Source organism: Streptomyces sp. NPDC097595 (assembly GCF_044761525.1).
Lineage (GTDB): Bacteria > Actinomycetota > Actinomycetes > Streptomycetales > Streptomycetaceae > Streptomyces > Streptomyces drozdowiczii_A.
Map to the genome: position 1 here is coordinate 105,290 of NZ_JBIWCN010000026.1, position 18,486 is coordinate 123,775.

The 18,486-nt window shown below is 67.0% G+C and carries 17 protein-coding genes and 4 pseudogenes; 10 read left to right on the plus strand and 11 right to left on the minus strand.

The window, feature by feature from the left end; all coding sequences use genetic code 11:
• Positions 1–134: 134 nt before the first annotated feature.
• The 3 genes and pseudogenes from ACIQZN_RS31570 to ACIQZN_RS31580 all read right to left on the minus strand — a co-directional run bounded on the left by ACIQZN_RS31570 (position 135) and on the right by ACIQZN_RS31580 (position 1,673).
• Complete coding sequence (locus ACIQZN_RS31570) at positions 135–455, minus strand: MafI family immunity protein (protein WP_097983065.1); 321 nt, start codon at positions 453–455, stop codon at positions 135–137.
• 31 nt (positions 456–486) lie between these two features.
• A pseudogene (locus tag ACIQZN_RS31575) lies at positions 487–775 on the minus strand (IS630 family transposase); the annotation flags it as partial.
• An 88-nt stretch (positions 776–863) separates the two neighbouring features.
• Positions 864–1,673 (minus strand): hypothetical protein, encoded by an 810-nt coding sequence (locus ACIQZN_RS31580; RefSeq protein ID WP_404001251.1) that lies wholly within the window; start codon positions 1,671–1,673, stop codon positions 864–866.
• A 294-nt stretch (positions 1,674–1,967) separates the two neighbouring features.
• Here ACIQZN_RS31580 and ACIQZN_RS31585 point away from each other — a divergent pair, with 294 nt between their 5' ends.
• Entirely contained in the window at positions 1,968–2,252 is a 285-nt protein-coding gene (locus ACIQZN_RS31585; RefSeq protein ID WP_404001307.1) for a hypothetical protein, read from the plus strand.
• Here ACIQZN_RS31585 and ACIQZN_RS31590 read toward each other — a convergent pair.
• The 3 genes and pseudogenes from ACIQZN_RS31590 to ACIQZN_RS31600 all read right to left on the minus strand — a co-directional run.
• Positions 2,213–2,338 (minus strand): annotated as a pseudogene (locus ACIQZN_RS31590) (ATP-binding protein); the annotation flags it as partial. The gene ACIQZN_RS31585 and the pseudogene ACIQZN_RS31590 overlap by 40 nt on opposite strands.
• 1,233 nt (positions 2,339–3,571) lie before the next feature.
• The gene (locus ACIQZN_RS31595) at positions 3,572–4,741 is read right to left on the minus strand and encodes a hypothetical protein (RefSeq protein WP_404001254.1); all 1,170 of its coding nucleotides are present in this window, start codon (positions 4,739–4,741) and stop codon (positions 3,572–3,574) included.
• Positions 4,742–4,801: 60 nt separating this feature from the next.
• Positions 4,802–5,029 (minus strand): hypothetical protein, encoded by a 228-nt coding sequence (locus ACIQZN_RS31600; RefSeq protein ID WP_404001257.1) that lies wholly within the window; start codon positions 5,027–5,029, stop codon positions 4,802–4,804.
• A 226-nt stretch (positions 5,030–5,255) separates the two neighbouring features.
• Between ACIQZN_RS31600 and ACIQZN_RS31605 the strand changes: the two are divergent.
• Positions 5,256–5,462: pseudogene (locus ACIQZN_RS31605) on the plus strand (IS110 family transposase); the annotation flags it as partial.
• A 293-nt stretch (positions 5,463–5,755) separates the two neighbouring features.
• Entirely contained in the window at positions 5,756–6,292 is a 537-nt protein-coding gene (locus tag ACIQZN_RS31610; RefSeq protein WP_404001260.1) for a hypothetical protein, read from the plus strand.
• A gap of 173 nt (positions 6,293–6,465) precedes the next feature.
• Here the strand turns inward: ACIQZN_RS31610 and ACIQZN_RS31615 are convergent, their stop codons facing one another.
• Positions 6,466–7,014, minus strand: coding sequence for a CGNR zinc finger domain-containing protein (locus ACIQZN_RS31615; protein WP_404001263.1), 549 nt, complete (start codon positions 7,012–7,014; stop codon positions 6,466–6,468).
• A 120-nt stretch (positions 7,015–7,134) separates the two neighbouring features.
• On the opposite strand from ACIQZN_RS31615, the gene ACIQZN_RS31620 reads away from it, so the two are divergent.
• Both ACIQZN_RS31620 and ACIQZN_RS31625 read left to right on the plus strand, forming a co-directional pair.
• Positions 7,135–7,773, plus strand: coding sequence for a LysE family translocator (locus tag ACIQZN_RS31620; protein ID WP_404001266.1), 639 nt, complete (start codon positions 7,135–7,137; stop codon positions 7,771–7,773).
• 576 nt (positions 7,774–8,349) lie between these two features.
• Entirely contained in the window at positions 8,350–8,946 is a 597-nt protein-coding gene (locus ACIQZN_RS31625) for a hypothetical protein (RefSeq protein WP_404001269.1), read from the plus strand.
• 314 nt (positions 8,947–9,260) lie between these two features.
• Here the strand turns inward: ACIQZN_RS31625 and ACIQZN_RS31630 are convergent.
• Positions 9,261–9,827 (minus strand): annotated as a pseudogene (locus ACIQZN_RS31630) (VWA domain-containing protein); the annotation flags it as partial.
• Between the two features lie 50 nt (positions 9,828–9,877).
• Here ACIQZN_RS31630 and ACIQZN_RS31635 point away from each other — a divergent pair.
• The 3 genes from ACIQZN_RS31635 to ACIQZN_RS31645 are packed head-to-tail and all read left to right on the plus strand — an operon-like array spanning position 9,878 to position 13,958.
• Positions 9,878–10,357, plus strand: coding sequence for a hypothetical protein (locus ACIQZN_RS31635; RefSeq protein WP_404001272.1), 480 nt, complete (start codon positions 9,878–9,880; stop codon positions 10,355–10,357).
• Positions 10,288–11,547 carry a tyrosine-type recombinase/integrase gene (locus tag ACIQZN_RS31640; protein WP_404001275.1) on the plus strand — a complete coding sequence of 420 codons (1,260 nt, stop codon included), beginning with the start codon at positions 10,288–10,290 and terminating at the stop codon, positions 11,545–11,547. The genes ACIQZN_RS31635 and ACIQZN_RS31640 overlap by 70 nt, the downstream gene beginning before the upstream one ends.
• Positions 11,544–13,958 (plus strand): tyrosine-type recombinase/integrase, encoded by a 2,415-nt coding sequence (locus ACIQZN_RS31645; protein WP_404001278.1) that lies wholly within the window; start codon positions 11,544–11,546, stop codon positions 13,956–13,958. The genes ACIQZN_RS31640 and ACIQZN_RS31645 overlap by 4 nt, the downstream gene beginning before the upstream one ends.
• Positions 13,959–13,982: 24 nt before the next feature.
• On the opposite strand, the gene ACIQZN_RS31650 is transcribed toward ACIQZN_RS31645, so the two are convergent.
• Positions 13,983–14,390, minus strand: coding sequence for a hypothetical protein (locus ACIQZN_RS31650; RefSeq protein WP_404001281.1), 408 nt, complete (start codon positions 14,388–14,390; stop codon positions 13,983–13,985).
• Positions 14,391–14,805: 415 nt separating this feature from the next.
• Here ACIQZN_RS31650 and ACIQZN_RS31655 point away from each other — a divergent pair, with 415 nt between their 5' ends.
• Positions 14,806–15,297 (plus strand): hypothetical protein, encoded by a 492-nt coding sequence (locus ACIQZN_RS31655; protein ID WP_404001298.1) that lies wholly within the window; start codon positions 14,806–14,808, stop codon positions 15,295–15,297.
• Positions 15,298–15,404: 107 nt separating this feature from the next.
• On the opposite strand, the gene ACIQZN_RS31660 is transcribed toward ACIQZN_RS31655, so the two are convergent.
• Both ACIQZN_RS31660 and ACIQZN_RS31665 read right to left on the minus strand, forming a co-directional pair.
• Positions 15,405–16,628, minus strand: a complete 1,224-nt coding sequence (locus ACIQZN_RS31660; RefSeq protein ID WP_404001301.1) for an IS256 family transposase — start codon at positions 16,626–16,628, stop codon at positions 15,405–15,407.
• Between the two features lie 368 nt (positions 16,629–16,996).
• Entirely contained in the window at positions 16,997–17,491 is a 495-nt protein-coding gene (locus ACIQZN_RS31665; protein ID WP_404001284.1) for a hypothetical protein, read from the minus strand.
• A gap of 359 nt (positions 17,492–17,850) precedes the next feature.
• On the opposite strand from ACIQZN_RS31665, the gene ACIQZN_RS31670 reads away from it, so the two are divergent.
• On the plus strand, positions 17,851–18,144 hold the full coding sequence (locus ACIQZN_RS31670) for a hypothetical protein (protein ID WP_404001287.1): 294 nt from the start codon (positions 17,851–17,853) through the stop codon (positions 18,142–18,144).
• Positions 18,145–18,486 lie beyond the last annotated feature (342 nt).

Genomic DNA, 18,486 nt, shown 5'->3' on the forward strand with positions numbered 1-18,486 from the left:
CGCAACCCGTGCCGCATGGGTTCCCCCGTACCGGCGGCGGTCCGGTCAGCGCACGTTGCTCCGCCCTCCCCATCGCCAGGGGCGGCGACGTCCGGCCCTGTCCTGTGATCGGGAAGGTTCGCCGGGTTGGCGGGTCACTCCTGCTCGGAGGCAGCGGCGAGGTGACGGCGGCAGAAGTCGGCAGATGTGAGGTGGGGCGTGCGGAGCGCGTCGCTATAGAGCCGCATCTCACGGGCTGCTCGGTCCAGGTGCCGCCAGAAACTGAGGGGCAGGTCGAGGTCGTCACCGAGATCGACCAGGCAGTCGAAGGCGAGTCCCAGCTCGTTGTGCTCCAAGAATTCCAACGTTGCCGAGAGATCGATGTCCGGCAGGCCCGTGAGGTGGGCCCGGGCGGAGTCGAGGTGGCCACGGGTCTGCTTCCAGCTGGCCTGAAGGGCTTCACGATCAACGGTCATGACGTCAGTGTTGCCGGTGCCGTCAGTAGGGTCACGCGACTTTCATCGGGCGTCCGCCCCAGCGCATGCCCTTCGCGTTGCGGACGCGAGCGCGTTCTCGTCGTTGGGCGGCCAGAACGTCGGGGTGTCGGGCGTTCTGGTTGCGCCAACGCAGATAGGAGTGCAGGTTCCGCGTCTGGACGGTGTGATGGGGGTGGTTTCGAGTTGGCGAGGGTGAACTGCCGCAGCGGTCCGAAGTGGGCTTCGATCGGGTTTGCCCAGGAGGCGCAGGTTGGGGTGAAACACAGCTCGACCTCGTTGCGAGCGGCCCATTTATGGACGGCCATCGTCGCGGTGGCCGTACTCGGGGGCGGTGCGCGGCGCCGGAAGGTGCCGCGCACCGCGCGGTCCGAGCTGAGAGTGGCTTGTTCAGTTGACGTCGACGTAGTCGACGGGGGAAATGGCGGTGCCGGTGGTGTGCCAGCCGCCGAAGCTCCAGCGCCAGTAGCCGTCGGCCGACGCGGTCACGGTCGTCTTCAGCGCTCCTGTCGAGCTGGACTTCACCGTTTTCACGGTGGAGTAGGCCGCGGCACCCTTCTTGCGGAACTGGAGCTGGACGGATGCCTCGGCGACGCCCGTGTACTTGTGCTTGACCCAGTCGGCCCGTGTGAGGGTGCCGGTGACGGTGATGGTCTTGCCCTTCTTCACCGGCTCCGGGGCCGCGTTGACCGTGGCCTTTGCCCACCGCCGGATCTGCACGCCTCCGGAGACTGTTTTGATCTCCTCGGCCTTGATCGTGGCGTGGGTGCCGTAGAGCCTGGTGACGACGCCGATCTTCCAGGTGGTCGCGTCACTGTTCGAGCGCAGCTGATCCGGCCAGAACCGCATGACGGCGGTGCAGTCCGCAATTTTGTCAGTCACTGCGTGGCACAGGGCGTCGGTGACGTACGGCCCGTTGTACTGGGCCCCCTTGGCGGCCGAGGTGCCGTTGTAGAGATACGGCGTCGCCTCGTAGGTCCCGGGGTGGGCCGTGGACGACCCCGAAGGCAGGTTGATACGGAAAGACATAGGCACGACCTGCTCGTTCGTCGTACCCACCACGACGGGCTTGCCCTTGTTGATGACAACCTTGGACACCGATATGCCGGTGCCGGCGGCCTGGGCCGAGGGCGCCGTGACCGCTGCGAGGGCCAGCGCCCCCACGAAGGCGACCGCGGCGCCGCTTCTGCCTGATTTCATGCGTACCTCATCACTGTGCAGAAGAACTTGGATCCCGCCTGCCCGGACCAAGATCGGCTCGTGGGCGGGGCGGCAGGCTACCAGTACGTACAGGTCTTCGAAGCTAGGACCTGCCACCTCTGCTGCCGCTCACCGCGCTGGGCGGGGCCCGCAACACCGGTGCCTTGCCGCTGCGGTGGACCGGACCGGTAGGGCATCTGACGACTGTTCCTCCGCGCCGCACTCAACCATCAGGACAGCACCTACGGTCGCAACCGAGCCCTGTACCGCCACCCTCGCCATGAAGGGAGCAGCGTGACGCCGACCAAGGAATTGGCCTACGAACGCTTCGAGGGCCAGGAGGCCGCGCGGCAACTCGACGTCTTTATCGCAGCGTACGAGGAGGTATACGAGGAGCCGCCGTACAGGGAAGGCCCAAGCGAGGTCGCAGAGTTCATCTCGCACTACCAGATCTACGCGCAGCGGGCCCGGATGCGTCTGATCATCGCCCGAGACGGCGACGAGGTCGTCGGCTTCACTACGGATATCCCATTGGCTGAAGGCCTGTTTGAGGTCAGGATGATCGAGCCCTTCTCGTAACGTTTGGAGATGACCCGGAAGACCAGGTTGACCTCCGCACGTTCGAGGGGCTGGTAGCCGACCTCATCGATCACGAGAACGCTCGGCCGCAGGTCCGCAACCTCAAAGCCGCCGGCCGGCTGACGAACGAGCTCGGCACCCGTCGGCGTCCCGCTCACTGTGCCGCGTGGGTTGCCGGGCACTCGTGCTGATGGGGCGGAGATCCCACGACGTTGAGGATCGGGCCTTCTCCGTCCGGGATTTCGAAGACGAAGATGACGCCGGAGGACGTCGCCCGGACAGCGCATTGGTTGTCGAAGGTGAGGGGTGTGTAAGGCTGCCAGGCGTAACCGGCGCGGTCGAGGGAAGCGATCACGTCGGCGTACTTGGGTTGGCCGGGGAACCTCTCCCGGCCAACTAGGCCGACCGGGAGGTTGATGACATCACGCCAGGTCTAGAGGCAGACCAGGGTGACCTTCTGGCAGCGGCAGACATTGAGCTCAAGGTCGTCGTAAGCGAACAGTCGGGGCCATGACCGGCGCTTCCCCGACGGCCACTTCCCAAGGCTCACCGAGCGCTGCGGTGACCTGGTTCCAGGCCGCGCCGTTCTCAACCGGCCCAAGGTGTCCCGACCGGGCGAATTCAGCCAGGACGTTGAGTAGCTCCATGAGGCGGAGCCTGTCATCTGCGGTGATGGGCTGTCCAACGGCTTCGGCCAGGCCCGGATCGTTCCGCGTCCTACGGGGAGAAGGCACATGTTCGGACGGGGCCAAGGTGTAGTTCATAGGGCCCGAAACAGTCGGCCGCGAGGGTCGTGACCGGAGCGCCGCAGGGGCAGGCCCGGTTGAGTCCCTCGTAGCCTATCGGTCGGCAGCACCACTGCTGTTCTCCCGGTTTGGCAGTGGCCGAGATGACGAAGCCTTCGTCACGGCAGACCACAGGTCCGCGCAGCTGAGCCGGCTTCGGGTCCTCCTGGTCATCCTGCACGACGTAGGGGGTCCCCAGGGCTCGGGATCGATCGCGTAGTGGCCCCGCTGAGCAGTGGAAGGTGCCCGCCGTGTCTTCCTGTCCCGGTCGCGCTCGTCGTCTGAGACGTCAGGGACGGCGGAATGCTCGGCGAGCTCCGGCGTGATCGCGGTGCCGTACTTGGAACAGAGGAAGGCAGCTTGGGCGGGGCACCGTAGACGGATGATGACGATGCCGCCACGACCAGGCCCGCCGGCTCGGACCAGGACGCAGGTCGGACCCGATGAACCCGGCGCCGCCGGTGACCGGCAGTGCGGTCATGGCTTCGCCGTAGCGGTGCGTCAATCCGGACGGCGGCGCTCGGCGGGGCTGTCCTACTGGGCCGGCAGACGGAGCATCGGTTCGAAGGCCGCGTCCTCCTCGCCGTCGGCCGAAGGGAGGAAGCCGTCCGGGACGGTGCGGGCGGCCGTGGCGAGGAGGCGGGCCAGGACCTCGGCCTCGGTGGCCGGGGGGAGGCGGAGGGCGGCGAGGAGGCGGTCGCGGACCTCGGGGTGGTCCGGGTGGTCCTCAAGGTAGTCGGCGTTGAGCGCGGGGGGACGGAAGCCGGCCAGGGCGTCGTGCCAGGAAGGGAGGACGATGGCCAGGGTCAGGGCCTCGGCGAGGGACTCCGCGATGAGGGAAGCCTGGCCCTCGGAGTCGGTGTAGAGGACGGGGCGGACGCGGTCGGAGCCGCCCGGGCCGCAGAGGTAGTGGGTGCCTCCCGCGTTGCAGCCGGCCACGGGCTCCACCGGGAGGCCGGCCGGCAGGGCGATCGACTCGATGGGGTCGGTCCGCGTGAGGTCGAACTCGCCGTCGCAGGCGAGGTACGCGTCGACCTCGGGGCAGGCGGCGATCCGGCGGAGCAGGGCCTCGTCGGAGAGGGCGGCCGGGTTGAGGCGGCGGGCGGCTTCGGGGGTCAGGGCGTGGCCCGCGAGGACGTGACGGACGGTGTCGAGGGGGACGGGCCGCCCGTAGTCCTCCTCGAAGTGCGCCTGGACGGCCTCGGGGGAGCGGTCGGTGAGGAGGCGGAAGAGGTGCCCGGAGCCGTCCGGGTCCGTGCTGCCCGGGGGGAACTCGATGTCCGAGCCGGTGCGCCAGGCGCTGCCGCCGGTCTCCCACCACAGGCAGGCGGTGACCCGTGAGGCGCCGAGGCCCTCGTCGACGAAGGCCGGGTCGTCCAGGAGCGGGCGCAGCGCGGCGGGCACCTCGTCGATAACACCGGGCCAGACCTGTTCGTCGTCCGTGCCGTACGGGCTCATCTCCGACTCGTGGTCGAAGCCGCGGACGAGCACACCGGCCGGGGTGAAGAGGACGGAGAAGTCGTCACCCGAGCCGTTGTCCATCAGAGCCGCCTCGGTCCCAGGCCCCCAGGTGGTGGAGAAGGAGTAGCGGGAGAACCGCGGGTCGCGGCAGATCGCCTGGTCCAGGACGGCCAGCGCGCGCAGGTGCGCGCGGAGTTCGGCGGGGTCCGGGAGGAGGGCGGCGGTCGTGTGTACGGTGTCCATGGGCTCATGTAAGCAGCCGGTACTGACATCCAGGGCGGCGGTTCGGTCACACCCGCTCTCTCACTCAGGGAACGAAAAGCCCAGCTCACGCAGGCGGGGCAAGCACACTGCGAGGCATTCCTCCACAGACGCGGCATCGGTTCGCACAAGGACGTCCTCGCGCAACGACGCTCTACTGGCGACGAAGGTCCAAGGCTTGCCCCTCTCTGCCATCTGCTCAGCGTCGGCCTTGAACAGCACCGTTACGCCCTGATCAGCCAGTGCTTCCATAATCGCGACGACGTCCACCGGCACCGCCCCTTCCCGAAGCGCTTCGAACGCGCCATCGGACGAACATACTCACTCCCGGCCGGACACTGGACACCGCCCGCATGACCCAAGGTGACCGATCAGGGCGCTCTGGGCTGGAATGCGCGACACCGCTGGAATAGGCGACACCTCAACATGCGAGCTCACCAGTCCCGTGGCCGGAGTAGGAGAACCGCGTCAGCACCTCACGCCGACCGGACCATGATCGTTCTCAGCGGTCACTGCCTCGCCAGGTGCCAAAGCCCACTACCGGCGGCCACGTGACGACCACGGAGACTGCCGCGCCGCCGGCCAGCGCAACCTGTTCAACCGGATGCTGGGCCAGCTCCACCACTGCCTGAAGAACCGTCACCTGTTCGATGAACGCACCGCTTTCCCGGCCCCGCAGGCCCCAGCACTGGCGGTGGCGTAGGTGATCCCGCCAGCGACTCACCCCTCCCGGAGTTCGCGGCACAGCGTGCTTGAATCACCGGATGATCGACTGGTCCACACTCCACGACGCCTACGGCCCGGCAGACGCGATACCCGGGTTGCTGGACCGCGCCATCGGTCGTGACCAGGAGGCCATCGGCGAGCTCTGGGGGCGCTTGTGCCACCAGGGGACGATTACCCCGGCGAGCATCGCCGCACTGCCTCAGCTGGCGGACATCGCGAACACCGAGGGCGCCGGGGACTGGGCGCTCGATCTGGCCGGAGCCATAGCAGGTGGCCTCCTTCAACCGCACGGCGCCGACGAAGAAGTCGCGCGCGGTGCGGCGGCCTTGGCCGAGCTTCGCGCCCCTGGCCGCCGCCCGGCTGCAGTCTGGCCTGACCGGGGACATGTACCTGAGCCGGTTGCGGACCATACTCGCGTTTGGCGGCCGGCCTTTGTGGTTCGAGGCCCTGGACGACTTCACCGATTTCTTCGTCACTGTCGCTTGTCCGCACTGCGACGCACCGGTGACGATCGCAATCGGCGACTACGGCTGCTACTCCTCGATCCGCGACTGGAATCTGGGGGATGTCCACCAGGTCCCGCTCCGGCCCGGCATCCCGGGCGAGCTGACCGGCACCGGGAGGATGTTGCACGAGACGGCCGTACGGGATGGCCAGCAACGGCTCGCCTGGGGGCTAAAACACCTGTTCGGCCAGGCGGAATGCCCGGGATGCGGGAGCGTCTTCGGCATCGCAGACGAATACGCGGCCGCCAATGCACCCGCCCCATGGGACTTCGCCCGAGGCCACACCAAGGACACTCTCTGATGGCCACCGGCAGGGCCCTCGAAATCGAACAGTGAGTTCGCACCCGCTGTCCCGACTCGACGTCTTGCCGCCGTGAGGTGTCTGGACAAGACGACGGGTTCAGTTCGCACGACACACCGACCACGTGCGTGGCGCGCCCCGTTCGTGTTCAGTCCGTGGTGCCGGCCCGGCTTTCAGTCGGCGGCAGCTGCTCTACGTCTGCGGAACGCGGCCACACGTGTGCGGTTTTGGCAGGTCACTGAGCAGAACCTGCGCCGGCCACCGGGGGACCGGTCGATGTAGACGTCGACGCAATGATCACCCGTGCAGGTACCGATGCGATTGAAGCCGTGGGTGGACACGTACTCGCGCAGGGCGAGCCCCGAGGCCGCGACGAGCAACTCGTCGAGGTCGTTGACGCGCCACACGGCCTTCAGCGAGCCATCGGCCGCAACTTTCAGGGCGGGGCAGGCTCCGGTGCCGAGGAGTAGATCCGTCAATTGCTGCGCGGCCGCCTCGCCGCTCTCCGCAGAAAAGATGGCGTGCAGGCGGTCCGCAACCCTGGTGAGCGCCCCGGGCATCAGCTGCGCGTCGGCGTTCGAGGGCAGGTCCAGGTATGCGGCGAGACCTTCGGACCGCAGCGGAGGGTCGCTCCGGCCCGCCGCTTCACGCGGCAGCGTGCCCCACGCGTTGACGAACTTGGTCAGCTCTTCCGCGGGAAGCTCGGTAAAGGTGACTGCCATGCCTCAAGTGTAACGCGTAGAACGGGCATTGGGCGTTGCGAAGGTTTCAGGCCTTCGGTAACGTGCTAGGCGTGAAAAGGACGTTACGAGCGTTCAGGGTGTCCGAGCAGGGAGGCAAAAATGCCCGACCTCGCGCTTCTGCCGGCCTATCTCGCCGCGGTCGCGATCATCACCATCGCTCCTGGGCCCGACTCCGCGTACATCGTGGCCGTGGCACTGGAACGCGGCCCGCGAGCCGGACTGCTTTCGGCCTTGGGGATGGCCATGGGCATGGTCGCGCACGTGACGGCAGCCGCACTCGGACTCGCCGTTCTCCTCCGCTCGATCCCCGCCGCTCAGCACGTGGTGGAACTGGCCGGCGGTCTCTACCTCGGCTGGCTGGCGCTGACCACGGTCCGGTCGGCCCGGACGCCACCGGCCGCGGCCGGTGGCACACTCTCCGCAGGCCGGGTCCTGCGCCGAGCCGCGCTCACCAATGTGCTCAATCCAAAGACCGTGCTGTTCTTCGCAGCCTTCCTGCCTCGCTTCACGACCGCTGCGAACGGCCCATTGTGGGTTCAGCTCCTTGTCCTGGGGCTGGTCTTCCTCATCGTGGGACTCGTCTGGGACAGCCTGCTTGGCCTGTGCGCCGGCCGACTGGGGCGGGGGCTCGCACAGGGCCGACAGACGGCTACGGCTGTCAACCTGGTCACCGCGACCACCTTCGCCCTTCTTGCGCTCATTCTCCTGCACAGCGCTTCGGCGGCTGTTGTGGCGTGAGCACACCCGTCCTGCATGGCGGCGAACGTTGTGCCCAACGGTCCGACTCGACACACGTCGGCTTTGCACCGTCCAGCCGCCCACCCCATGGCGGTACGGGCAAGCGCACCCAGTCGCGGGCCAGCACCCGGATCCGGCCGAGCGCCGGCAGCGAGGCGTCCAGGTAGACCCGCGCGGTGCAGGCCGCCTGCCCAGGCAAGTGCCGGATTGTGGGAGGACCGCCTCGTCCAGGTCCGTGCGACGAGCTCGGCGATCTGCAGGAGGGCCGCCTCGTTGGTTGCGACGAAGTCGACGTAGCCGGTGCCGGGCCCGGCCAAATTCCGCGCCACGTGGTCTTCCATGCCCTGGCAGACGGCTGTCGTCCCGCCGGGGTTACGGGCCGGTTCGGTGCCTCACCCAGAAGAAGACGAGAGAGCGCAGGACCACGTCGCGGATTCCCGCCGGCGCCACTTTGATGTCACTGGTTCGGGTAATCGGCACCCGTCGGCGGCCGGGCTCGGGCAGGGTCGGGGCCAGGCAGTGGCAATCGAGCGCACTACGACTACGCGCGTGGTCTGCGAGAGCAGGGGTGGGATCATGCAGGAGACCGAATTTCCCTGGGAGAACGAGGGGTTCGGCGCCTCGCATCGGGGGCGCCCGGGTGCGGTGCTGGCCGACGGCACGGAGCCGAAGGCGGCGATCTTCGATCTGGGCAGCGGCACGCATTTCCACGAGACGAGCGACTGGTGGGTCTACGACGGGGACACCCCGCTCGCCCCGCACGCGACCGCGCTGCGCGGAGCGTGCTCGTGCGGCTGGCGTGGCAGCACCCTGCACCCCGTCGACTGGCAGCAGGTCGCCGCCGAGGGCCCGGACGACTACGACACCCAGGGCCCGCACGCCGACTGGACGTGGCACATCGCCGACGTCGAGCACCGGGCCGTCCCCATTCCCCACGACGCCGCCGCCCTGTCCGACCAGCTGCGTCAGCGCCTGGACGCCCTGGCCTCCGACGCACCCCTGGCCGCTCTCCGGCTCGTCGCCGTCCTGGAGTCCTCGATCGCCGAGGCCGGCGCGGTCGCCGCACGCATCGCCCGGGCCGACGACCAGCCCTGGGACACCATCGCCACCGCCCTCGGCGTCACCAACTCCGAAGCCCGTACCCGCCTGCACCGCTACGCACGCCACTACTGAGCGGGGCGGGTGCGGCACGTCACGGGGGCTCCAGCGAGTTGGGGCTTATGAACGAACGCTCATGATCTCAGCCGGGTAAGGTGCTGAAGCTCCGTCATCCCGCGGTCACCGGATCGAGGGGCTCTGTCCGGGCTTCAGAGCCGTTACCGGCGGCACCGATGTCGTGCTGTACGGCAGCGAGTTGCTCAGCGGTTCTGCCTCATGTGGCGGGCTTTGCACGGGGCTAACGCCGGTTCAGTAGGTGCGCGGAGGGGAAGCCCGGGGACGGGCTGGCTCGGGCTGCTGTTGGTCGGGCTTTACGCCAGTACGTGGGAGGAGAATTCGTTGTCGTCGGGGTTGCCGAAGCCGATGAACTGCCAGAACAGCGGTAGCCGGGCGGCTTTGCAGAGGTAGCGTTCGGCAGCGAACTTGCTGGTCGGCCCGCCGTCGGTCTGGAAGATGACCAGCGCCGGAGCGTCGCTGCCTGAGGCTAGGTAGTGGTCGATGACCTCGTCCATGGCCCAGTGGTAGTTCGTGCGGCCCATATGGCCGAGGTTTTCGTGGAGCTTGTTGATGCGGCCGCGATGCCAACCGAGTGCGAGGTCGGTGGATCCGTCGACGTCCGTGGAGAAGAACATCACCGGGACTATGCCGTCGTCATCGAGATGAGCGGACAGAGACCGTACCCGCTCGGCCAAGTGCTGCATGGTCCCGTCCCGGTAGTAGGGGCGCATCGACCCGGAGCGGTCCAGCACCAGGTAGACCGCGGCCCGCGTTCCCTCCAGCCCATGCGCACGGATACTGCTGCCCGCTGCCTTGTACGAGCTCACCAGATCAGGAGCACGCTCCACGACCTTGGACAGGCTGACAGCGGATGTGCGTTTGCTGACGGCCGACACCATCACCCCTCTCTCGGTGTACCGGGCGTCCATGCCGAACAAGAGATGCGCCCGTGCTGCACGACGGCGGCGTTCCGGTTCTCCCGCAGCGTCGCTCCCTGTGGCGCCGGAATTTCAGGCCTGTGCCGGGTGTGCCAGCAGTAGATGCGCAATCCACCCAGTACTACGCGAAGATCACACCCAACACCCTCTCCAAGGCCTACTCCGAAGCCGGCTACTTCGAACGCAACGTCCGCACCATCGAGGTGCTGGTCGACCGCGACGCGGTCGCCTCCGGCGCCGCCGCGGCCGGCGAACCCTGGCAGCACTACGACCTCGGCCACGGCTACTGCAGCTACACCTTCTTCGAGCAATGCCAGCACCGACGTGTTGACCGGACTACGAGGCGACACGGCGGCGTGTCCGCGGCAGGACGGCAGCAGCGTTCACTAGGAAGGCAGGCAACGCCGATCCAGGAGGTTGCGTGCTGCAAGGCCATGGACCCGAGTACAACGTCATGGGCATCGAGCTTCCCGAGTGGGGCCGTGTCGTGAAGTCGACCGGCGCGGTGCCGTTCGAGGTCCTCAACTGCACGGGTGAGCCGATCGAGCCGATCCGTCGCTACCTACGCGACTTCCAAGCACAGGGACGGCGGCCCGGGAGCGTACGCAGTTATGCCTACGACCTGCTGCGATGGTGGCGGTGGCTCCATGTGATCGGTGTCGAATGGGACCGGGCGACTTCGGCGGAGGTCCGCGACTTCGTCCTTTGGCTGCAGCGCGCGCCGAAGCAGCGTCGTGCCGCGCGAACGAAGTCAGCCGCGACCGTCGGTACCATCAACCCGATCACGCGAAAGCAGTACCTCACTGATCGCTACCAGCCTCGGACGGTGCGCCACAGCAACGCCGTGCTGCGGAGCTTCTACGAATTCTGGCTGGAACGGAACGGCGGCCCACTGGTCAACCCGGTGCCGCAGGACCGCCGCGGTCGGCGGCGTCCGAATGCGCACCATAACCCGTTGGAGCCGTTCCGCCCCGAGGGCCGGCTTCGCTACAACCCTCCCGTCCCCAAGCGACGGCCTCGCGCAATGCCGGATCAGCACTGGGAGGCGCTCTTCGCGGCGCTCCGCTCGGACCGGGACCGGGCGCTCCTGTCGATGGTCATCAGCAACGCGAGCCGCGCCAATGAGGTGTTGGGTATCCGCTGCGCCGACGTCGACTGGGGCGACCAGGTCGTTTGCGTTCGGCGCAAGGGCACGGACGCCGAACAGTGGCTGCCGGCCAGTGCAGAAGCCTTCGTCTGGCTGCGCCTCTACCTGGACTCCGTCGGGCCCCTGCAGCCCAGCGACCCGATCTGGTGGACGCTACGCCGACGCCGGCAGGGCACGGCGGAACTCGCCCGTCGGCCGCTCGACTACGACGCGCTGCGGGCCGTACTGCGTCGAGCCAACGAGGTGTTGGGCACCAACTGGACGATGCACGACCTGCGGCACACCTGCGCCCTGCGCATGTTGCGTGACCAGAACCTTTCCCTCCGGGACATCCAGGTCGTCCTGGGTCATGTCCATCTGTCGACCACTCAGCTTTACCTAGAAGAGGAGCCCGAGGAGGTCATCCGCCGAGTCCACGAGCACCTCGTCGCCCGGCGAGAGGCCGGGCGCCAGGAGCCCGTGCCCGTCGCCATCCCGGCCCCTGGATACAACGCCCAAGACCTCGCCGTGCTCTTCGGAAGGACAGACGGATGACCGCGTCTACGTCGGTGCCGCTTCAGAGCGGGATGGCGCCCTTCAAGCCCTTCATCGGAGCTCAGACAAATACGCGTAAAATTCGACGTGTTGGGCCTGTGGACCATCTCGGCCGCCAGGAGGTGCTCGATCTTCTGCCAGCTTTGCGGATCTGGCCCGCGCTGAGCGGGGCGGAGATGCGCGAGCGCATGAGGGGAGCCGAGGCCCTCCTGACCTGGTTGGAGTCGTTCACCGGAAACGGCTGGCAGGAGCGGTGGGACGCGGCTGCCGAGTACCCGGACCGACTGGGCTGGACCGAGGCAGTCGAGATTCAGGCGGGTCGGTCGCCCAAGGCCGTCCGCGGCGATGCCGTCACCGGCTTGGCTTCCCTGCTGCTATGTCGCTTCGTACTGCCCGACTACGACTTCCTGGTGGGCTACGGCGCCGTCCGTCTGTTCGCCGACGTGCGTACGCAATGCTCGCCGGAACTGTTCGAGGCTGCCCAGGCGGCGGCCCGCGAACGGGGTATGGCCGGACGCCAGGTCGCCGAGGTGCTGACCGTGCTTTCCAAGGTCGTACTGCACACAGGCCGGGACCTTGCCGAGATCACAACCGAGGACATGCTCGACTTCCGGGCGTGGAACATCAGCCGATATTCTCGGCATAAGAGCGGCATCCACGGGGCCTGGGACGTGCTGCGCGACATCGGTGTCCTGGAAACCGACCAGAGTCTGCGGGCCGCTCTGCGCTCCGGTCAGGCCAGCACCGAGGAACTTGTCGCGCAGCGGCAAGTACGCAATGGGCCAGTTCGCGAACTCCTGATCCGCTACCTCAACGAGCGCCGCCCTGCCATGGACTTCAGCTCGTTTCGCCAGCTGACCTGCACGCTGGCCGGCACCTTCTGGGCGGACATCGAGCGGCACCATCCAGGCATCGACAGCCTCGACCTTCCCGTGGAGGTCGCTGATGCCTGGAAGGAGCGTCTGGCCTTCACCAAGAAGAGCGGCCGTGAAGGACAGCCGCGAAAGGGACGTTTGGAGGTTCTCGGTCGTGTGCGCAGTTTCTACCTGGACATCCAGGAGTGGGCTCACGAAGATCCGTACTGGATTCCCTGGGCGGCCAGATGCCCCATCAGGCGAAGCGAGTTGGAAGGCGTTGCCAAGCAGAACAGGCGCACCACGGCCGAGATTCACCAGCGTATCCGCGAGCGACTGCCGCACCTGCCAGTACTGCTAGCGGAAGCCGAGCGGTTCCGGGACGAGCAGGCAGACCTGCTGGCCATGGCCCGCCAGGCTCCGGTCGGGGAGGCGTTCGAGCATGTCGGAAAGGCCTTCCGGCGGACGCAGTACAAGTACGAGGCACGACGCAGCGCCACCCAGCACGGGCCGGAGGCGGTCCTCGTCGAAGATCTCAGCACCGGAGCGCAGAGCGAGCTGCTTCGAGTCGAAGAGGACGCGTTCTGGGCGTGGGCGACCATCGAGACGTTGCGGCACACCGGGGTACGTATCGAGGAACTCCTGGAGTTGACGCACCTGGCCTTGATCTCCTACCGACTCCCGGACACAGGTGAGGTCGTGCCGCTGCTCCAGGTGGTGCCGTCCAAGAGCAATGAGGAGCGGCTGCTACTGGTGACTCCCGAGCTGGCCAGCGTGCTCGCGGCGGTGGTGTGCCGAGTCAGGGACGCTGACGGGCGGGTTCCGCTGGCCGCGCGATACGACCCCCACGAGCGCATCACCGGCCCCTTCCTTCCGCACCCGTTTCAGCGGAAGGAAGGCTGGCGCAGGGAGATCATCAGCCAGCAAAAGGTCAACAGGCTCATCAGTGCGACGCTCGCGAGGACAGGACTGACGGACCGAGCGGGACAGCCCTTGCGGTACACGCCACACGACTTCCGAAGGATGTTCATCACCGATGCCGTCACCGGCGGCCTGCCCGTCCACATCGCCGCCCGAATTCTCGGACACCACAGTCTGAACACCACTCAGGCATACCTCGCGGTCTTCCAGGACGACTTGATCCGCTCCTACCGCACGTATCTGGACACCCGGCGAGCAAACCGGCCTGCCGCCGAGTACCGCGAACCGACTGAGGAGGAGTGGGACGAGTTTCAAAAGCACTTCGAACTGCGCAAGGTCGAGCTCGGAACATGTGGGCGCCCTTACGGCACCCCCTGCGCCCATGAACACGCCTGTATCCGATGCCCGATGCTCCGGGTCGACCCGGCACAGCGACGGCGCCTCGAAGAGATCATCCGCAACCTCACCGACCGCATCGACGAAGCACGCGCCAACGGCTGGCTCGGCGAGGTCCAAGGGCTCCAAGTAAGCGCCGAGGCTGCACGCAACAAGCTCGCCACGCTCGACCGACTGGCCCGAAACCGGCCCCGCGCCTCAGTTGACCTCGGCATGCCGATCATCCCCGGGGAGCGCTGACGAACCCAGCACTGGAACTGCCATTCACCTGCTCCGGAACAGCCCTTTGAACCATCCAGACTGGGAGCCGCGGAACCGTTCAAGCAGCTCACCGGCAGGAGGGCTGTCCGGATCGAAGCTGTGGATTCCCATCTGAGCAGCGGGGACGCTGGGTCCCCACAGGCGGGCACCATGGCACCTGAAGCAGAAGGCAACCTGGAAAAGCAGGTCCGTGGCGCTGTGAGCTCGGATGCCCCAGCCCGGGATGAAACAGCGATGCAACTCGCTGCCCGGCAGATCCTTGACCAGCGTCAGCACCTGATTGGCTTGAGCCGTCTCCCAGATCGCTACATCGTCGCCGGCCAAGTCCTCCGAACTGAGATGACGCATCGGGTCGGTGATCCGGACGACCTCGATCAACTCGGTCTTCGCGTGGGCAGGCGGCAGCAGCATGGGCACAGAATTGCTGATCAAGGCCCCGTACGCCAGATGCGACTACCTCACACGATCACTGGCGCTCGTAGTCCGGAAAAGCATGGCCTGCGCACGCTGCGACTTCTACACCCCAACGGAATCCACGCGATCCCAACTCCTCGAAGCCAAAGGCAACGTGCAGAACATGGCTGTGTCCATCCCGCTGACCGACGACGAGCAGGCAGCCGTCGAGGACGGCCAGGCGGCCCTGGACCGGCTACTCGACCGCCTCACCGACACACCCACTCCGGCGGGCCCGACACCACGCGAACTGGACCTGCCGGCGACAGCCCGCCTGCTGCCGCTCGTCGACGTCCGAAAGGGGCGGGGCAGGCTCCGCACCGCGCTGATATCGGAGTGCGCCCGGGCCCAGGAAAGTGTCACAGTCACTGCCGTGACCTTGATGAACGTGCTCGTCGACTTCGCCCGAACCGGCCGGATCGGCCCGCTTCACTGCGGAATGCCCCTGACCGAGGCTGAAGACCTTCTCGGCCCGGGGCGCCCGCACCCCGCCCACGTCATGAAGGGGTCCGATATCGACGGCTACCCCTACTCCTGGAACGGGCTGCAGCTGGTGGTCACGCAGCGGGCCGTCAGCGGAATCTGGATCAACCTCTGGCCTGGTTCGACCGTCAAACTTCCGCCGCTCGTCCTTCCCGATTCCGAGTCATTTGAGGCCACTGTGCTCCGCGAGGACCTGGTCACGGCCCTCAACACCGCCGGCTGCCACCACGAGGTCAACCCTGTCCTGACCTTCGGCGAGCAGTCGAGCATCCTCACCCAGCCAGCCGAGGTCTGCGCTGTCTTCAGCCTGCCTGGCCGGGACCACCACGTTCCGCACCGCGAGCGGCACTACCTCGACGTGATGCACAAGCACACGGCTTGACATCTCTGATTCCACAGAATGATCCGGTTGACGTGGCCTTCAACGAGGGAGTGTCTTGTTTTTCGTGTAAGCCCTGGTGGTGACGTTTCCTGGGTTTGTCTGCGGGTTTACTGGTTGTCGATGACGCGGTCGCCGTAGAAGCCGGCGAGGACGTTGATTGCTTCCTTCCAGTTGTAGGTGCGGCCGGTGGGGTTGCGTCGGTTGGGCTGGCGGTCCCGGATGACGAGGTAGAGGACCTTGAGGGCGGCTTCCTCGTTGGGGAAGTGTCCCCGGCGGCGGGTGGCTTGCCGGAAGCGGGAGTTGAGGGACTCGATCATGTTGGTCGTGTAGACGATCTTGCGGATCTCGGGTGGGAACCGCAGGAACATCACGAAGTGTTCCCAGTTACGGCGCCAGACTCCGATCAGGGCCGGGTAGCGGGCTCCCCAGATCTCCTCGAACTCGGCGAAACGCTGCTCGGCGGCATCGACGGTGGCGGCGGTGTAGACCTGGCGGAGTTCCTTGGCGATCTGCGACCAGTGCTTGGTCGAGGCGTACTTGAGACTGGCGCGGACCATGTGGACCACGCAGAGCTGGATGTCCGCGAGCGGCCAGATGTTCTGGATCGAGTCGGGCAGGCCCTTCAACCCGTCGCAGCAGGCGATCAGGACGTCCTCGACGCCGCGGTTCTTCAGCTCCGCCAGCCACGCCATCCACTGCTTGGCACCCTCGCCGCCGGAGCCTACCCACATGCCCAGCACGTCACGCTCGCCTTCGAGGTTGATCCCCACCGCGATGTAGACCGGCCGGTTGGCGACCGCGCCGTCGCGGATCTTCAGCACGATCGCGTCGATCATCACGACCGCGTAGACACGGTCCAGCGGCCGCTGCCGCCAGGCATCCAGCTCCTCGGTGACCTTGTCCGTGGCCCGCGAGATCAAGTCGCGGGAGACATCCACGTCGTAGATCTCCGCCAGATGGGCCTGGATCTCCCCGGTGGTCAGGCCCTTCGCGTAGAGCGACAGGATCGCCTCGTCGAACCCCTCCACCCGTCGCGCGTGCTTGGGCACAATGGCCGGGCTGAAAGAGCCGGCCCGGTCCCGGGGCACGTCGATCTCCACCGCACCGACATCGGTCAGCACCCGCTTGCGGCTCGTCCCGTTGCGTGAGTTACCCGAGCCGGCCCCGGCCCGGTCACCCTTCTCGTAGCCGAGATGATCCGTCATCTCCGCCTCCAGCGCGCCCTCCAGGACCAGCTTCACCAGCCCTTTGAGCAGGCCGTTCTCCCCGACCAGGTTGAGACCCTCGCTGCGGGCCCGGTTCACCAACTGCTCGGCCAGGTCCCGGTCCATCTCGGTCAGTCGTGCCAACTCGGCCCCCGTACGTACAGTGTGCGAACCATCGCGGGGGCGCTCGTCCTTGCTGCCCATCAGTGATCCTTCCCGGCAGAGACCACGTCTCATGCCAGACAGGTCACACCGGGGCATACACAAAGTTCAGGACAGTCCCTTCAACGATGCCGGAGTTCCAGGGGAGGGTGAGTCCGGCGATAGCCGTGTCGAGGTCTCGATGGATGCCGGCCGTGAGAGTGTGGAGGCAACCCGGTCGCGGACGCCAGTGTGCCCCGCGCTCCCTTGGCAGGAATGGACGAGCTTGTAAAGAATTGGATCTATTCTCGGATAGCTGTTTTTTTGGGTCACCTGATGTTCCCGGAGGCTGATTACAGCGTTCGGTCCTTTCCTTTTCCGAGAGGAATCAGGTTTTTCCACCACGAGCTCACGGACGCACCGGCCCCGCCAGAGCTAGAGCCAGTGGTGGGGATGGGGTACTTGTCGAGGCCGCCGTGTGCGGGCAGTGCGTTTTCGAAGTCGCAGGTGGCTACGGCTTTGAAGCCTTCGTGCCAGAGTGTTTCGAGTACGGCGGTGATGGCTTGTACCACTTCCTCGGCCGGCGCTCCGGCGGTGGCTTGGCATTGCAGCACGGTCGGCCACTCGAGGAAGTCAAAAGGATGGGCACGCTGGCCTGTGGCGTAGTCGTTGGGTTCGCCTGTTATGCGTACAGGGCCGACGGTCATCTCGGCGCCGGCGCCCTCCAGGGCAAGGGCGTCCCGGAGCCGGCTCAGCACCCGCGTGGCGGTCGTGGCGTTCACGTAGATCGAGGCGTCATTGTAGGGGGAGTCCGGGGCGGCGGTTGAAGGCCCGAGATCACCTGGCATCTGTACTCCCCGGGGTGAGGGCAAGGAAGCGTTGGAGGCACCGCGTGGCCGGCCTGTGCCCGTAGAGCTCGGCCATCTGCAGCGGAGTCCGCCCCCTGGCCGACAGCGGACACCGGTCGGTCGGCTCCACCTCAAGAAAGGAGTTCGCCCTTGCCGTATCGGAACCCATCGCGCCCTTTCCTTGCCACCGGCCTTACCGGGACGCAGCCGTCTCCCGTTACCGGATGTCCATGCTTTACGCCAATGCTACATGCTGCATCACTTTGCGTTGCAGACGCGTGCACCCACTCGACAGGACCTCGCCCAAGCCCCTCGTCCGGCCCTGATCGACATCACGCATCGGGGGTACACGGTGCCGCATGGCACCGAAGACTGAACGTATCCAGTTCCTGCGGAACGCACGGCAACTGCGCCGTGTCCGCTCCTTCTACGCTGCAGCCGTCCTGCTCTGGACAGTGTCCGCTCTGTGGACCGGCTGGCAGGCTCCGGGGAGCCGTCAGATGTGGGTGTCCGTCCTTCTCCTGGCCGTGTTCACCGCACTGCTCGTGACAGCGATCCTCGCTCAGCGGCGCCTGGCCATTCCCGCCACTGGCCGGCCCGCACACCATGCAGCCCCGCACAAGCTGCCGGGCACCCGCCACGCCCACGCCTGAGAACCCCTCACAACCGCAACCCGCAACACGAAGCACCAGCGCCCCGTAGCCAGCCGCCCGTGCGAAGCGGCTTCGGGCCCGGGAGCGAAGCGGACGGGCCAGGGGTGGAGCGAAGCGGAACCCCTGACAAACCCTCAAATGGCGGCCAGTCAGGGCAACGCGAAGCGATGCCCGTTCACTGCGTTCACGCAGCGAAGCGGAGGGAACGCCCGCGCGAAGCGCGGACCGGGGAGCGAAGCGAGCCGGCCCCACAGCTTCTGGAGCGAAGCGGAAGAAGCGCGCCAAGCGAAGCGCGGCGCTTCGCTTGCTCATCGCGCAGCGATGAGGTACCCGCTCCGCGGG

Bases quoted from the DNA above. Each gene is read 5' to 3' on its own strand.
- ACIQZN_RS31670 (WP_404001287.1), top strand. From the start codon at position 17,851: ATGGCACCGAAGACTGAACGTATCCAGTTCCTGCGGAACGCACGGCAA.
- ACIQZN_RS31645 (WP_404001278.1), top strand. From the start codon at position 11,544: ATGACCGCGTCTACGTCGGTGCCGCTTCAGAGCGGGATGGCGCCCTTC.
- ACIQZN_RS31570 (WP_097983065.1), bottom strand. From the start codon at position 455: ATGACCGTTGATCGTGAAGCCCTTCAGGCCAGCTGGAAGCAGACCCGT.
- ACIQZN_RS31625 (WP_404001269.1), top strand. From the start codon at position 8,350: ATGCAGGAGACCGAATTTCCCTGGGAGAACGAGGGGTTCGGCGCCTCG.
- ACIQZN_RS31665 (WP_404001284.1), bottom strand. From the start codon at position 17,491: ATGCCAGGTGATCTCGGGCCTTCAACCGCCGCCCCGGACTCCCCCTAC.
- ACIQZN_RS31595 (WP_404001254.1), bottom strand. From the start codon at position 4,741: ATGGACACCGTACACACGACCGCCGCCCTCCTCCCGGACCCCGCCGAA.
- ACIQZN_RS31620 (WP_404001266.1), top strand. From the start codon at position 7,135: ATGCCCGACCTCGCGCTTCTGCCGGCCTATCTCGCCGCGGTCGCGATC.
- ACIQZN_RS31660 (WP_404001301.1), bottom strand. From the start codon at position 16,628: ATGGACCGGGACCTGGCCGAGCAGTTGGTGAACCGGGCCCGCAGCGAG.
- ACIQZN_RS31615 (WP_404001263.1), bottom strand. From the start codon at position 7,014: ATGGCAGTCACCTTTACCGAGCTTCCCGCGGAAGAGCTGACCAAGTTC.
- ACIQZN_RS31580 (WP_404001251.1), bottom strand. From the start codon at position 1,673: ATGAAATCAGGCAGAAGCGGCGCCGCGGTCGCCTTCGTGGGGGCGCTG.
- ACIQZN_RS31650 (WP_404001281.1), bottom strand. From the start codon at position 14,390: ATGCTGCTGCCGCCTGCCCACGCGAAGACCGAGTTGATCGAGGTCGTC.